This window comes from Maribacter orientalis, from assembly GCF_900109345.1.
In the GTDB taxonomy this organism is placed as follows: Bacteria; Bacteroidota; Bacteroidia; order Flavobacteriales; family Flavobacteriaceae; genus Maribacter; species Maribacter orientalis.
The window spans coordinates 131,286-147,068 of the sequence record NZ_FNZN01000003.1 but is presented as its reverse complement, the minus strand read 5'-3'; the positions used below and the strand labels follow the sequence as shown (position 1 = coordinate 147,068).

At 36.1% G+C, this 15,783-nt stretch carries 14 protein-coding genes; 5 read left to right on the top strand and 9 right to left on the bottom strand.

What is annotated here, in order from left to right; translation table 11 throughout:
- The first annotated feature begins 23 nt into the window (after positions 1–23).
- Positions 24–1,370, top strand: a complete 1,347-nt coding sequence (locus BMY56_RS07695) for a Gfo/Idh/MocA family protein (protein WP_091622245.1) — start codon at positions 24–26, stop codon at positions 1,368–1,370.
- 537 nt (positions 1,371–1,907) lie between these two features.
- Here the strand turns inward: BMY56_RS07695 and BMY56_RS18845 are convergent.
- From BMY56_RS18845 to BMY56_RS07680, 3 genes are all read right to left on the bottom strand, one after another.
- Positions 1,908–2,156 carry a hypothetical protein gene (locus BMY56_RS18845; RefSeq protein ID WP_245737171.1) on the bottom strand — a complete coding sequence of 83 codons (249 nt, stop codon included), beginning with the start codon at positions 2,154–2,156 and terminating at the stop codon, positions 1,908–1,910.
- 375 nt (positions 2,157–2,531) lie between these two features.
- Positions 2,532–3,794: a serine hydrolase gene (locus BMY56_RS07685; RefSeq protein ID WP_091622243.1), complete on the bottom strand. Its 1,263-nt coding sequence runs from the start codon at positions 3,792–3,794 to the stop codon at positions 2,532–2,534.
- Positions 3,794–6,721: a PEP/pyruvate-binding domain-containing protein gene (locus BMY56_RS07680; protein ID WP_245737170.1), complete on the bottom strand. Its 2,928-nt coding sequence runs from the start codon at positions 6,719–6,721 to the stop codon at positions 3,794–3,796. The genes BMY56_RS07685 and BMY56_RS07680 overlap by 1 nt, the downstream gene beginning before the upstream one ends.
- 251 nt (positions 6,722–6,972) lie before the next feature.
- Here BMY56_RS07680 and BMY56_RS07675 point away from each other — a divergent pair, with 251 nt between their 5' ends.
- A complete protein-coding gene (locus BMY56_RS07675; RefSeq protein WP_091622240.1) occupies positions 6,973–7,281 on the top strand; it encodes a hypothetical protein in 309 nt (102 codons plus the stop codon).
- Between the two features lie 137 nt (positions 7,282–7,418).
- Positions 7,419–8,168: a polyphosphate--glucose phosphotransferase gene (gene ppgK / locus BMY56_RS07670; RefSeq protein ID WP_091622238.1), complete on the top strand. Its 750-nt coding sequence runs from the start codon at positions 7,419–7,421 to the stop codon at positions 8,166–8,168.
- Between the two features lie 76 nt (positions 8,169–8,244).
- Here ppgK and BMY56_RS07665 read toward each other — a convergent pair whose 3' ends face one another.
- The 5 genes from BMY56_RS07665 to BMY56_RS07645 form a co-directional block, all read right to left on the bottom strand.
- Entirely contained in the window at positions 8,245–9,138 is an 894-nt protein-coding gene (locus tag BMY56_RS07665; protein WP_091622235.1) for a hypothetical protein, read from the bottom strand.
- 35 nt (positions 9,139–9,173) lie between these two features.
- Positions 9,174–9,962 (bottom strand): SDR family NAD(P)-dependent oxidoreductase, encoded by a 789-nt coding sequence (locus tag BMY56_RS07660; RefSeq protein ID WP_091622233.1) that lies wholly within the window; start codon positions 9,960–9,962, stop codon positions 9,174–9,176.
- A 300-nt stretch (positions 9,963–10,262) separates the two neighbouring features.
- A complete protein-coding gene (typA, locus tag BMY56_RS07655; protein ID WP_091622230.1) occupies positions 10,263–12,062 on the bottom strand; it encodes a translational GTPase TypA in 1,800 nt (599 codons plus the stop codon).
- A gap of 199 nt (positions 12,063–12,261) precedes the next feature.
- Positions 12,262–12,843, bottom strand: coding sequence for a hypothetical protein (locus BMY56_RS07650; RefSeq protein WP_091623206.1), 582 nt, complete (start codon positions 12,841–12,843; stop codon positions 12,262–12,264).
- A gap of 89 nt (positions 12,844–12,932) precedes the next feature.
- Positions 12,933–13,391, bottom strand: a complete 459-nt coding sequence (locus BMY56_RS07645; RefSeq protein ID WP_143057794.1) for a hypothetical protein — start codon at positions 13,389–13,391, stop codon at positions 12,933–12,935.
- A 192-nt stretch (positions 13,392–13,583) separates the two neighbouring features.
- Between BMY56_RS07645 and kdsA the strand changes: the two genes are divergently transcribed.
- Entirely contained in the window at positions 13,584–14,402 is an 819-nt protein-coding gene (kdsA, locus tag BMY56_RS07640) for a 3-deoxy-8-phosphooctulonate synthase (RefSeq protein ID WP_091622225.1), read from the top strand.
- On the opposite strand, the gene BMY56_RS07635 is transcribed toward kdsA, so the two are convergent.
- The gene (locus tag BMY56_RS07635; protein WP_091622222.1) at positions 14,399–14,779 is read right to left on the bottom strand and encodes a DUF1801 domain-containing protein; all 381 of its coding nucleotides are present in this window, start codon (positions 14,777–14,779) and stop codon (positions 14,399–14,401) included. The genes kdsA and BMY56_RS07635 overlap by 4 nt on opposite strands.
- A 78-nt stretch (positions 14,780–14,857) precedes the next feature.
- On the opposite strand from BMY56_RS07635, the gene BMY56_RS07630 reads away from it, so the two are divergent.
- A complete protein-coding gene (locus BMY56_RS07630; RefSeq protein ID WP_091622220.1) occupies positions 14,858–15,763 on the top strand; it encodes a phospholipase A in 906 nt (301 codons plus the stop codon).
- Positions 15,764–15,783: the final 20 nt, after the last annotated feature.

Here is a 15,783-nt window from a genome sequence, read left to right as displayed (position 1 = left end):
CTTAAACCTTAAAACCAAACAACATGAACAACTCAAACAGCAAAACCCGGTTAAAACCTGAAAACTCGCGTCGAGACTTTTGCAAAAGCACGGCCCTTGTGGGCGCTGGAATATTATTGCCAGGATTGGAAATGAGCGCAATGGCAAATGTCTTTAACGACAAAAAACTAAAATTAGCTGTCATAGGTTGTGGTGGTCGTGGTAGTGGCGCAGCCAACCAAGCCTTAAAAGCAGATGAAAATATAGAATTGGTAGCTATGGCAGATGCTTTTCAAGACCAATTGGACAAAAGTCTACTGAATTTACAGAAAGAATTTGAAGGCACTAAAAAAGTAAACATAAAGGATGCCCATAAATATGTAGGCTTCGATGCTTATAAGAAAGCAATTGACCAAGCAGATGTTGTTATTTTAGCAACGCCACCAGGTTTTAGACCCTATCATTTTGAGTACGCTGTTAATGCTGGCAAACATGTGTTCATGGAAAAACCAGTAGCTACAGATGCACCTGGTATTCGAAAGGTTCTTGAAATGGCAAAAATTGCCAAAGAGAAAAAACTGAATGTAGTTGTAGGTCTTCAACGTCATTATCAAAATAATTATTTGGCCATTGCAGAGAAAATTAAGCAAGGTGATGTTGGTAAAATCGTATCAGGACAAGTATACTGGAATAGTGGTGGCGTTTGGGTGAGACCAAGACAAGAAAGCCAAACCGAATTAGAATATCAAATGCGTAATTGGTATTATTTCAATTGGTTATGTGGTGATCACATTCTAGAACAACATATACATAATATAGATGTCGCCAACTGGTTTATAGGTGAATATCCAATTTCAGCCCAAGGTATGGGAGGTAGATTGGTTCGAACAGGAAAAGACCATGGTGAAATTTTTGACCATCATTTTGTAGAGTTCACATATCCGAGTGGTGCAGTAATTGCAAGTCAATGTCGTCATCAACCGGGCACTTGGTCTAAGGTGGGCGAGAACTTTCAAGGAACAAAAGGAAGTATAGACATGAATGATGCGGGAGCAGCAAGCATTATTGGATTAGATGGTGAGAAATTGTTCGACTACCGTAATCGAAATGACCCTAATCCTTATCAAGTGGAACATGATAGATTATTTGCATCGATTCGTAACAATGAAGTAATTAGCGATGCTGAAAACGGTGCTAAAAGTACTATGACTGCTATTATGGGCCGTATGGCAACCTATTCTGGCAAGGTGATTACATGGGAAGATGCTATGGCTTCTGAAAAATTATTGATGCCAAGTGAACTTACTTGGGATTCTACACCACCAAGTGTCCCAGGACCAGACGGCATGTATTCAATTCCTACCCCTGGTGTTACTGAAGTTTTGAGTTAAAAACAAACACTGTTTGATAATTCGTTTTAAGTATTAACTATAAATAAAAATGCCTGCATATAAATTTATGCAGGTATTTTATTAATATCAAAGAACATAGTTCAGTAATTAGCGAATGAATTTTTTGATCTTGGATATTTTTATATTATTCCCCTAGCTCAGTAATCTTTTTCTCATAGCGTTTTTTTACGCTATCCTGCTTCCACATTTAGTTCTTGCCTAATGCCATCTACGCGGCCTTCAATACTTTTTATTTGGTCGTTGATACCATCAAAAGAATTAAGGCTGCAGCTACTTCTAAGGCTTTTACAACCTCAACGGCATCGCCGTGTAACAGTTTCGACTTATCGATAACTTATGAGGTATTCGCCAAAGTACCGTTGTATTTGGTACATACTTTTTCTATCGCACTTAATAAGGTTTTCTTGCTGGTTTCATCACATAGGCTATTGGTCTGTTTTTCCATCGTAGCAAATAGATTCGAAGCCTTTTCTTTCTGATCGTCGTAGTCTTTGTTCAGGTTTTGTACCCGGCCGTCTACTTTCTCCCTATCACCATATACCTTGGCAAATTTTTTGTCTTCATTTTGATGTCTTCTAATGGACTTTTCAGGACATTTAGAGATTCTAGACCTTTGTTTACATTTCTATTTGCGGTCTCTTTCTTATTCTCAAAAGCATTTACTTGAGATTTAAATTTATCTTTTAAACGAATAAGGTTATCAGGACTATAATCTTTCCAACAAGAAGGTAGCATAAGCGCAATTAATAGTGTTCTTTTAAACATGTACTATATTCTTTAGTTAATGGTAGAACAAAGAAACACATTCTAAGAAGCATTCAATTTTGAAATAAAATTGCTAATGGTATTGTAATAGTTGTAATTCACAAGAAAATTCACAGCCTTTTTTAAGTCTGACGCTACTATTTCTGTCTTTGGAGCTAATGAATAGCTTTGTTGCCCTGGTCTGCTGATAAATGCGACACGTCAACCTGTCCAAATGACCTGTATTGTTCACTTGCAGTGGTCACTAACGTAATACTGTGGCATTATTGCCAATGAACAGTGCGAGTGCTTCATTTGAACATACTACTATAAAACAGAACAACCTGCCACATAATGTGCAGCAGTTTGGTTAAAACTGTACTAAAGTTATATTAATTACTTTTTACGTATTAATTTATCAATATTACCAGCTAAATACATGTGATCACTGGCAGAATTTTTACGTAGTACATTGGTCATCAACACCACCATATATTTGCAATTATCAGGATGCTCTACGATTATAACTGAATTCATAAAATTGGTAACATTACCCATATATTTGCCGCAAGCTTCCCCTTTACTTCTATCACATTTATATAAAGACCCAGATTTAAAATATACTGCGGCTTCTTTTAAAGCAGGTGATTGTGCGTAACGTATTCTTCGATCCGTCATATACATTAACCTTTTCATTTCTAAGCTTGATGCCTCATCAACAACCTTACCTTGCTCTAATTGAACCAAGAACTTCATCAAGCCTTGTGGCGAACCGATACTACCGCCTTTATCTCCAACATAGGTATTTGCACCTCTAGTAAAAAAACTACCCAAACGCCACTCATCAGCAGTAATGCCTAAATCACGTAGTGGTAAATTCACCACATCATTACTTAAATCTGTAAGTTCTTTTCTTGGTGTTTCCTTAAAATAAGCATCTGTTTCCTCTTGTGTTAGATCTGGATATTTATCCCCAAAAGCTGCCATTAAAAGCACTTCTCTCCAAACAATACTTGCTGCACCGTTATTACTTACAGATAACATATGGTCTGCCCATTCATAAAGTGTAAATACATCACTGGCGATTACTTGGCGTTTTACCAAGGTATTCTTTTCAATATTGTAAATAGGAATGGTATGTTCATCGGTTAAGCCCCAAACTCCCGATTTTACCGATTTGTTCTTTAAAAGCTCGGTTCTTTTTTCGAAAGAATCTGGATATATTTTGGCCAACTGGGTAAAGAGTCCGTTGAGGACAGCCAATTTACCTACACTACCTGGCTGATAACCTGCCGTTTCATTACGCTCAGCATAACGCACATTCCCAGGGTCTGATATATCTAATACCGTTATGGAGTAACTTTTATCTAAGCCACGAAACAATGCGCTGATTTCTTTCTGAAAATCTTCATTTACCTGCATTAGCCCCATGGCGCTATCACTCTTTCTTGACAGTAAATTCAATTGAATTTCACTAAATGATTTCAATGCCCCTGCAGGTAAAGCTGTGGCATCTTTTATCTCACCACTTTTTATTAACTCTAAACGCTTTAACCGTTTTATGCCCGTACGATCGTAACCGTCAATTGGGTAGTATGTATATGTTGTAAATGCGGAAGCAGAAAAAACTACAACCAGTAACGCTAAAATTTTCTTCATTATAATTTTGTACTTAAAGAGATTTCTTTCTCTGTGTTTATTTTTGGAGTTATAGACGCTAAATAACCAGAACTCACTGCTTTTTTATTCTCTACAAAAGGTCGTATTTGAAACAACCACAATTTATCATTTTTAAAACCAAGTTCTACATCATATGCACCTTCGTAATCTGAATTAGTAGCATCAGGTAATGTCTTACGAATTGTGTTTGCCAAGATTTTAATTTCATTTAAGTTCTTTTCATTGACCACCCTATTTTGAAACGTTGCAACTTTCTTGCCAGTACCACCTGTAGCAGGTAATGTAGTATATAAAGGCTCGCGCGAAGGAGCTAACAATCTATAGCCACCTGCATCATAAATAGTATAGGTTTCTGCCGATTGCCCATCTACGGCACCGCCTGCACCCCTACTGAAGGCAACGGTCAAATCTTTGTTATTACCAGAATTGATTCCTTTAGTTATCAATACTCCGGAATAATCTACATCTACACTAGGTATCACCAAAATTGATGGGAAAACGTTCTCAGGATTCAACAAATACTTTTGGCGCCATTTAAAGCTACGCTCCGTATAGGGCGATGCCCATACTTCTTTTACTCCATTTAAAATTTTCTCCTTATCAAGAACATTGAATAAAGTAAGATTAAGTCCTGCACCGGTAAAATCCTTCAAATCTTCCATGTTTGTATCACTTCGTAAAAACACCGGAATTTTACCAAAATCAGAACCTAAGACCGTTTTAAACTTCGTTTCTAACTGATTCATGAAATCAGTTTTTAAGGGCATTTTCTTAATAGCATCTCTTAAAGTTTCTAATTGTCGTAATTGATAATTCTCCACTTCAGGTTCAGAAACTCCTACAGTTCTCATACGTTCTGCCTCAACGAACATCGCATTCAAATACTCCCAATATGAACTATCGGCACCAGGCATTTGCTGGTTCATATGATCTCTAAAAATTCCGAACGGAATTACTAATCCTTCAACTACTTGCTCTGGAAACATTTTTTTCAATTGCCCTAAGTTAGCTGCTTTTGGTCCACATAATGCTCCTGAATCACTCGCGTCTACATCACGCATATTAAGCACATCGGTATTCTTTAATTGAATTTTTTCAATAGGCACTTCAATCTTATCCGTATTACGCTCTTTCTTTACAAAAAGTGCGCGCTCTTGATCGGTCATTTTTGATTCTGCCTTAATAATCACATTACCTTTATTCGAAACAGCATAAAATACACGGTCACCATCGTACTTCTTTAAACTTTGAAGATTTGCATCGGATAATGCTGCATTCGGTATTCCTAGATTACGTGCCAATAGTTGCACATGAGAAACCATATTACCTTCCGCAACTGTTGCGATACCTGCAACGGGCTTCAAATCTGACGGTGAACGCTGAAAGATATAAATCTTATCGGAAGACACTTCAATATCTTCAGAAGAACCATCTACTACCACCAATTCACCGAATGCATACCCAGGATTCAATCCTCTAAATGTACTCTGATTCGGAATATCCATTACCATATTGGTAAGTGCAGATTCTTTAGCAATAAAATCGCCTAATTCTCCAACACTTTTCCCCAAATGCAAAGCAACAGAACCTCTAATTCGGTCATCAATAAAAGCATATGATTTTGGTTCAAATGTAGTATAGGTATCGACAACCTCTTGGTAGTTTGCTTTTACCATTGCAGCACTCCATTCTACTGCAGCTCTTGCTGTTTCTAATACTTGGGTTAATTCTGCCAAGCTTAATTGATCTTGACCGAACTTACTTAAGGTACCAGAGATTTGCTCCCATTCCCACAACTCTAAATATCCGGCACCAACTGATGCCGTAGTTAGCGCACATATTTTTTCCAATTGTCCGCTTACCGTCGTTGGCACCCAATTGGGTGCATTTTGAAATAATAGTTCTTCTAGTTTTAAAGAAATATCCAATAATTGCAAACGCGCCATAGGTCGTTTTTCTTCCAATAATCCTTCTCGAATATCTAAAAGTAACTGCGCAGCTTCGTTAACCACATATGAAGGTGTCTCATTACTAGCTTTCCCCTGAATAAAAGCTTGCACCTTATCTCCTAGGGTGGTGCCTTTCACTAATTTCGATTTATTCAATAAGGATTGAACATCAACAGGCTTAAAAAAGGTTTGCATGGTTACTACAAGACCATCAATTTTTTTATTTAAATCGGTAGTTAAGGACTTTTGATTTTTTGCTTTAAAATCTAGTATTTTTTGAATATCCGACTTTTCAGGCTGGCTATGAATTTTGGTTCTCAAATCCATAAAAGGCACGTAGATATCCGAAATAACTTTCGATTCGCTACGCATTAATTGTGCTACATTATCATCACCATAATGCGGTATGTCTTTTAAAGATTGTCTTAGGAAGTAAAAATTATCAGCGATTACAACATCCTTTGCTAAAATCCATTTATAAAAACCAATCCCCCAAGCTTCTTCATCTTCTACCTGAACGGAGCCTCTATAGAATTGACCTTTTTGATTCACCCAGCCATCATCAATAAGACGAAGATATTTATCTATTTGGTATTGCTTTAAGCGAGAATGATTATGGTCCATATCCCATAAATCATCATTTGTAGAATAGGCTAAAATTTGACCTAAAAAGATATGATTACTTTTACCCAAGGCGATAACTTCATCTTTATATCTTGCATGCTGTACACCAGGACCAATATCATCAGGACAAGGGTCTTTTGGCTGCCTTACACTACCGTCAGTACAAAACCAACGAATATCTTTATAAGGTCCGCGTATGTCATTCTTATACTTATCAACCAATGCCTTTATATTATCGTCCGACAACGGTGACTGGGAGAAAGAAATATGGACTGCAGTAAAAAGTATAACAAAAAGTATACTATAAAAGGAATATGTGTTACTATTTTTCAATTGAATTGTGTTGAATTATTCATCAAAGGTAGTATCAAATTGAGCTATAATCTTATGTAACGGCAAATTATTTTAACCCAATAAACCAAAATTAGCATACTGGCGTACAGGTATTTAGGAATACAAAAATCTTTCATAATAAAATGATAAAATAAATCGTTATTCAACTATTTATAGTTCATTTGTAGCAACTTTTTTTACAAGTTATAAAGACCAAAAAAATTAATAACTAAACTAAATAATTAAAAAAAATGAAATCGATTTTAGTAGTATTATTCGTAGCTCTTACTTCATTATCAAGCGTTTATTGCCAAGATGAAGAAAAAATGAACGGAACCTTAGTAGGCTTTGAAGATGGCGTTTATGTTTTTACAGATAAAGACGGGTATAACGCAGAGTTCGCCAATATAATCGATGAAGTTAGCCAGAAATATAATTTAACTGACAAAACATATATTGGCAAACAATTCATTATCACTTTCATTGTAGAAACCGAAATGGACGAATATGATGAAGAAATTCAAGTAAGCACCATTATAGCGCTTACTATGCCACAATAATGAACGATTAAAAGGACATTAAGTCCTTTTTTTTATACCCTATTTTTTTTAAAATCATATTAAATATATCTCCATTATAAACCCACTTCGAAGAGCCGATTCTTTTTCGTTTCTTTGTATTTCATAAGAAAAATAAAATGACTTTACTTGGTATTGATGTAGGTGGCTCTGGAATTAAAGGAGCGTTGGTTGATTCGGAAACCGGAGAAATGATTTCTGAACGCTTTCGAATTCCGACTCCTAATCCTCGAACACCAGACGCAATGGCCGATGTTATTGCAGAAATTGTTGCCCATTTCAATTATAAAGGCAAAGTGGGTTGTGGTTTTCCAACCATCATCAAAAACGGTGTTTGTAAAGCTACTGGTAATTTAGACCCCAGTTGGTTAGGTGTAAATGTGGAAGAGTTATTAGAAAAGAAAACCGGACTAGATTTTACCGTAATAAATGATGCTGATGCAGCGGGTTACGCCACTATGAATTATGGCATTGGTAAAGGCGAAAAAGGTTTGGTCGTTATGATTACCATTGGCACCGGTTTAGGTAGTGGTGCCTTTTTAGATGGTAGATTAATTCCTAATTTTGAACTTGGCCAAATTCCTTATAAGAAATATTCGAAAATTGAATTATGGGCTGCGGGTTCCGCAAAAGATAAAGAAAAACTTTCCTATAAAAAATGGGGTAAGAGATTCAACAAATTTTTAGAATATGTAGAATTAATTATTTCTCCAGATTTAATTATTCTTGGTGGTGGTGCATCGAAAGACTTCGAACAGTTTAAATCTCAAATAAAAATCGAAACCAAGGTCATTGCTGCAGAATTACAAAATCATGCCGGCATTATAGGTGCTGCGGTAGCTTCGCAATACAAAGCAAAGAAAGCGTAACTATTAAAATAAAGCAGATAAAAAAATCCCAAAGATAACTTTGGGATTTTTTTATTTTAAATAACTGTCCTAATTATTAATTTAGAGTTTTAGCATCTTTTGGAACATCAAAAAAATCTTTTGGTAAATCATTTTCGAAAGAAACATTGGAAACATCTATTTGAGTAATATACTCTCCAGGCTTTTTATCTTTCGTTAACCAATACGTTTTATAACTCGTCGGAAACAAAATACCATTAACCGTATTTTCGCCCATCACTTCCATAAACTTTTCAGGTGCATGCCCACCATCTTTAAAATACTCAGGATAAGAAACGATATAACGTATAACAACAAGTTTATGTGACTCTTTGCTAAAGTATAGTATATAATAATCATCAGGAGCATCACCTGTACCAGCATCAAAAGTTACCTTGACCACATCTTGCTTTTGCTCTTTATAAGTCACTTCTGGAAGCAACTCTAAATTTACCCCTTCACCATTCAACACAAAAGGTTGGCCATAAAAATACAACGGCGTTAGCGCCCAAAATTTGGTGTCATATTCAAAAGAGGTGCTATCTTTTGCTTTTACCCAAGCTTGCTCTCCTGTCCAACCAAAATGAGCTGTACTATCAGTTGCACTGGTATGCACTGCCCTATTACTCCATGTATCTAAAGTTTGGTAACTGTCTCGAGCCGTTTTTCCATCTAAAGGCTGATAATTGAATCGAAAAGAAAGTGGTCCGTTTGCATACCACCTATCCAAACCGCCATGAGCTTCCATCGCGTTCCAAACAATTTCACCTGCTTCAGAAGTACCTAACTTTTCTTTAGCCTTATTTACTCTTCCATCTACCCAAGATTTAGGAATACTGATAATATCAGTTTCAGTTACTTCATTTACCAGTGATTCTTGTGTAGGTTTCGTAGTTTCCTTACATGATAAAATAAATAGAAATAAAATTGAAAATTTGAAATATACTCTCATAGTTAATTACCGTTTTGTTGGTTTTCAAGTAGAAATCAAACGGCTTTATGATCCAAACTAGCTGTTTTTCGTTGCTCATAATTTTGTGCCACCAGCATATCCAGTTCTGCAGGAGCCTCAAAATTCAGACGATTTTCCTTAAGTCGTTCCTCACCACCAAAAATTACTTGAATTTCTTTATTCAACATACCTTGTATGGAGCGTTCGGCCACAAACTCTGGCGAATCCATTTTTCTACCTTTGAATTTTTGCATCATATCGGTATCTGTAGCAGTCGGAAATGCGCATGTTACAGAAATATTGAAAGGAGCAAGTTCTCTACGCATAGAATCTGAGAACTGGCGAATAGCAGCTTTTGTACTTCCATACACCGAATAGAAAGGCATTCCAATTAAACCCAGGCCAGAAGAGATATTCAAAATCGCCCCTTCTTCTGCCGATTTTAGAAGTGGAATACAATATTTGGTCAATAAAAGTACCGCTGTATAATTGATACCTACTTGGTCGTATACATCTTCATCTTGAATATCTTCTAAAGGACCTGCAGAAACCACACCTGCATTATTGATCAAGATATCTAAATGACCCCACTTATCTTCTATTCGCGCAACAGCTTCACGTAAAACTTCAATATTGGCGACATCTCCAGGAATTCTTAAAAACTTCACACTATCAAATTCTTGCGATAATTTTTTTAAGTTTTCCTTATCTCGTGCAATCACAGCAATCTTGCTAACACCACCTTTAATAAGTTCTTGTATCATACATTTTCCAATACCTCTAGTACCACCAGTTATGAGTACATTTTTTCCTTCTAGTTGCATAATGTTTTTAGTTTGAGTTTAGCTTAAATCGTACTTTAAATTAGCTAAAATTCACACTCAAAACGAAGAAAAATAAGGTATGATTGAATTATTAAGAAAGTAGGAAAATGTAACCTAATATTTTACATAATTCTTAACCAATCGACATTAATAAACAATTTATAAGACTGATTTTTAGCACCACTATTTAATTTTACCGTTTCACTAAACAAACAGAATTAAAAAAAGCCACCTTTTTAAGGTGGCTTTTATACGCTATACTACCAAAAAAAAGCTCCTTAAATAAGGAGCTTTTTTTGCTTATGCTATTTTGTTACGCTTACGGTCATTCTCCGTTAAGTAAATCTTACGAAGACGTAAATGTTTAGGAGTAACCTCAACATATTCATCTTTCTGAATATATTCTAAAGCTTCCTCTAAAGAAAACTTAATTGCAGGTACAATTTTAGCCTTATCATCTGCCCCTGAAGAACGTACGTTAGACATCTTTTTAGTTTTCGTAATATTCACGGTCATATCATCGCCTCGAGAATTTTCTCCGATTACTTGACCTTCATAAATATCCTCACCTGGATCAACGAAGAACTTACCACGATCCTGTAATTTATCGATAGAATAAGGAATTGCTTTTCCTCTTTCCATAGAAACTAATGAACCATTTTGACGTTGAGGAATATCACCCTTCATTGGTTGATACTCTAAAAAGCGGTGTGCCATAATAGCCTCACCAGCCGTTGCAGTCAATAATTGATTACGAAGACCGATAATACCACGTGATGGAATTTGGAACTCGCATAACATACGATTACCTTTTGCTTCCATTTTAGTCATCTCCCCTTTACGGATAGATACCATTTCTACAGCCTTACCAGAAACCTCATCTGGCAAATCGATGGTTAAGTGCTCGATTGGTTCACATTTTGCACCATCAATTTCTTTGATGATTACTTGAGGTTGCCCAATCTGCAATTCATAACCTTCACGTCTCATAGTTTCAATTAAAACAGAAAGGTGTAATACACCACGACCGAATACTAAAAACTTATCAGCACTATCAGTTTCATTAACACGTAAAGCAAGATTTTTTTCCAATTCTCTTGCCAAACGATCCTTAATATGTCTAGATGTTACAAATTTACCATCCTGTCCAAAAAACGGACTATCGTTAATGGTAAATAACATACTCATTGTAGGTTCGTCAATAGTAATAGTTTTTAATGCTTCAGGGTTTTCTAAATCAGCAACAGTATCACCAATTTCAAAGCCTTCTACACCTACTAAAGCACATATATCACCCGTTTCAACTTCTTGTACTTTCTTACGACCAAGTCCTTCAAAAATAAAAAGTTCTTTAATTCTAGATTTCACAATAGATCCATCACGTTTCACCAAAGAAATCTGTTGTCCTTCTTTTAAAGTTCCTCTTTGTAATCTACCAATAGCGATTCTACCTGTAAATGAAGAGAAATCTAAAGATGTAATCAACATTTGCGTATTTCCTTCTTTAGGCTCGAAAGTAGGTACGTGCTCAATCACCATATCTAAAAGTGGCTCGATATTATTGGTTTCATTTCTCCAATCATCACTCATCCAATTGTTCTTTGCAGAACCATAGACCGTAGGGAAATCTAATTGCCATTCTTCAGCACCTAGTTCGAACATTAAATCGAAAACTTTTTCATGTACCTCTTCTGGAGTACAGTTTTCCTTATCTACTTTATTTATAACTACACAAGGCTTTAAACCTAAATCAATAGCTTTCTGTAATACAAAACGGGTTTGCGGCATTGGTCCTTCAAATGCATCTACCAATAACAATACACCATCTGCCATGTTCAATACACGCTCAACTTCACCACCGAAATCGGCGTGACCAGGAGTATCGATAATATTTATTTTAGTACCCTTATATATAACGGAAACATTCTTTGAGGTAATGGTAATACCACGTTCTCGTTCCAAATCATTATTATCCAAAATTAAATCGCCTGTATTCTCGTTTTCACGAAACAAGCTACAGTGGTACATTATTTTGTCTACCAAGGTCGTTTTACCGTGGTCAACGTGCGCAATGATCGCAATATTCTTTGTAGTGGACATAAGGTCTATTTTAAGCGTGCAAAGATACTTCAATTTTCAATAGCTACACTTAATCTTATGTTATTTTTATCTTATTGATTTTGAGAGGGTTCTGTTCCAGATTAAGAACTTTTTAGTAATACTAAACCTTCAAACAAATTGAGCATCTTTTAAAATATGTAGAAAAACTATCATTTCATAAAAAAAACAGCCTCCTTATTTAATCAAAAACCGGCTTTCTAGATTTTTGTTTGGTAGCCACCCAACCAAAGGTAAAGTTGAGCAGAGGACCATATCCCGACGGTACTCCGTCCCCACGGTAATAACCCGCACCTAATTCAGCATTAAAATTAAATCCGCTTTCGTACGTCCTTTGAATCCCATACGTTACTCCGTAAACGCCAAGATTAAAATCATCCGGACCCTCAATATTTGTAGCCAATCGAAGTGGGGAGAAGAAAATACTCCGAGCTGCTGCAATGTAATTTCCAGAATTACCAGCGACATTTTTGTCCATGACAATCCTTCTATTAAAATTATGATAATACCTTACCCTAGTATGTAAGGTTAAACCTATTGCATACCCTTCCTCATAGGTGGCGTAACCAAGTCCTAGTCCCCCGGAGGCACTTACATTCTTAAAAAGTCCCAACTCATAACTCATACCAGGACTAAACAAATCGAATTTGAATTGATGTCGTTCAAGATGTACGATTCCTGAACCTTTCTCGGTTATTCGATTGATTTGAGAATAACCAAACTTCACTATAAAAAGGAGGAGAAACAACGTAATTTTTTTCATTTGGTTTGATTGAAGTTGCATTTAAAACTAATCGTTAATAAAAACGTAACCACCTGATTTAATGAAATATTAAGAAAATACTTGCGACACTACCTGCCAACACACCAACGTTTCTCACTTACGATCCAACCTATACTTAAGTTGGCAACCGGATATATAGCACTATCAAATTGCCCCATGTAATACGCAGCACCCACATCGACAGAAAAATTGAATCCAGAATCAAAGCTACGTTGCAAGCCGGTAACTATACCTGCATAACCAAAGGCACCTTTTACAATTTCATTTTCTATTGTACGCGTTCCCGGAAAAAAGACGGCAGTTGCAGGAGCGACATAATTTGCCGAATTGCCATAAATCTGCTTTCTATTGCGTTGCCGTTTCTCGAAATTATAATAATAGCGATATTGGCCTGCTAATGTTGGTAAAAATGCCAACTCTTCATACACATCTGGCAGCAGCGGATCTATTGCAACTTGCAAACCAGCTTTAATATCAAAAGTTGTATTGGTTCCTAATGCCATCTCGTATTCAAACCCAGGATTCATCAAGTTGATTTTCACCTGCCGTAATTCACAATTTTTCCCAAATTGCGCATTCGCTTGGCTAATTACTATAAAAAACAAATGCAGGGCTGAAGTATATTTAAAAAACATTTCGGATTTGGGTTTTCAACAATCTTATCCTTATAGAACAGGTAGCTTCTGAAAATAGTATCTTTGTTCAAAAATATTCGACCAATGAACCTTTCTTTAATACCTCAAATAAAACATACCGATAGTAATAACTTTTTTCTACTTTCTGGACCTTGTGCCATTGAGGGTGAAGATATGGCCTTACGTATTGCAGAGCATATTGTTACCATAACAGATGATCTTAAAATTCCCTATGTATTCAAAGGAAGTTTTAAAAAAGCAAACCGCAGTCGGTTAGATTCATTTACGGGTATTGGGGATGAAAAGGCATTGAAGATTTTACGTAAAGTTTCTGAAACTTTTAAAATTCCGACCGTAACGGATATTCATACAGAACAAGATGCCGTTATGGCAGCTGAATATGTAGATGTGCTACAAATTCCTGCTTTTTTAGCGCGCCAAACCGATTTAGTCGTTGCAGCTGCTGAAACAGGAAAAACTGTAAACATCAAAAAAGGACAGTTTATGAGTCCTGAAAGTATGAAACATGCGGTAAATAAAGTTACCGAAACAGGCAACCAACAAGCTATTATTACCGACCGTGGTACTATGTTCGGTTACCAAGATATGATTGTTGATTTTAGAGGTGTACCGACCATGAAACAATATGCCCCTGTAGTTTTAGATGTAACCCATTCATTACAACAACCCAATCAATCTTCAGGTGTTACAGGTGGTAGACCAGCACTAATTGGTACTATGGCACGAGCAGGAATTGCTGCAGGTGTAGACGGACTTTTCATAGAAACCCATTTCGATTGTGCCAATGCAAAAAGTGATGGTGCTAATATGCTTGATTTGGGATTGATGAAAAAGTTGTTGACTGACTTGGTAGCACTTAGAACTGTAGTAAATCAGTTTTAACGTAAGTCTTCCCGCTTATAAAATCCGTTTTGACGAACTGAATATGCATCTTTCAGTACATCGGTTAGAATGTTGTTATCGATCTCTTCTAGAGTAGCGTAACGTAATGAACGTACTACTTTTCGTTTTTCGGAAATTAGGACGTTCAAATGTTTAGTAAGGTGTGCAGAATTCCAAAAAGCTATATCTACAAACTGTTTTTTATGTGATGCATTCAAGTAACAAATAGGCGATTTACCAATATAAAAGCAGGGAATATTCCATTTATACTTCAATTCTACCTCGGGTAATGTGAGCTCAATTTGATTTTTTAAATGCAACAAGATACTCCTGTAGGGCTCTGGCTGATTTAAAATATATTCCTCGGCAGGTTTCATAAATGAATTTCTATTAATTCGTTAAAGACTACTTAGAACGATTTCAAATATATAGTTTTGCGCTTTTAAAATGATGTAATGTTCAAAATAACAACTCTTGCATGTAGCTTTATTATTTTCTTTATAAACACCTTTCAAGGCTTTGCACAAGTTACAGATGCACAGAATTGGATAGGTAAGAATAGTAAAAGCCTATCTGAGTTATGGGAATTGGGAGATGCGTATCATAGAGGCACCTTTTTAATTACCACGTACAAACCCATTTACCTTAGCGTAGCAAAATACTCAACAAATCCTAATGAATTTCCTGTAGCTGAAAACGCTACTACAGTTTTAGATGCTCCTGTGAGTTTAAATGCTGTTGAAGCAAAATTTCAGGTTAGCCTAAAAACAAAGATTTTTCATAATATGTTTGATGGTCATATGGATTTATGGATGGGATACTCACAAACCGCCTACTGGCAAATCTATAACGCAGAGCGTTCAAGACCATTTAGAGAACTAAATTATCAACCAGAAATTATAGCCAACTTCCCTATTAAATTCAAGTTTCTTGGGTTCGATGTAAAAATGGTAGGTGCGGCAATAATTCACGAGTCAAACGGTCAGTCCGACCCTATTTCTAGAAGCTGGAACAGGGTTGCTTTTCATGCCGGTTTTGAACGTGATAATTGGCAGGTTATGCTTAAACCTTGGATTCGAATAGGTAGTAAAATAGATGACAATGAAAATATTTCAGATTTTATCGGAAGAGGAGAAGCAAATATCACCTATGATTTGGGACGACAGCGATTTATGGCAATTGCACGGCATTCTTTAAATTACGGAGCCAAAAGTAAGGGCAGCATACAATTGAATTGGTCATTCCCGATTTTTGAGAATTTCAATGGTCACCTACAATTTTTCGATGGCTATGGTGAAACCCTAATCGATTACAACCATAGACAAACCACTTTGGGTATAGGTGTGTCATTAATTAATTGACCGATTTTTAATCTAGCCCA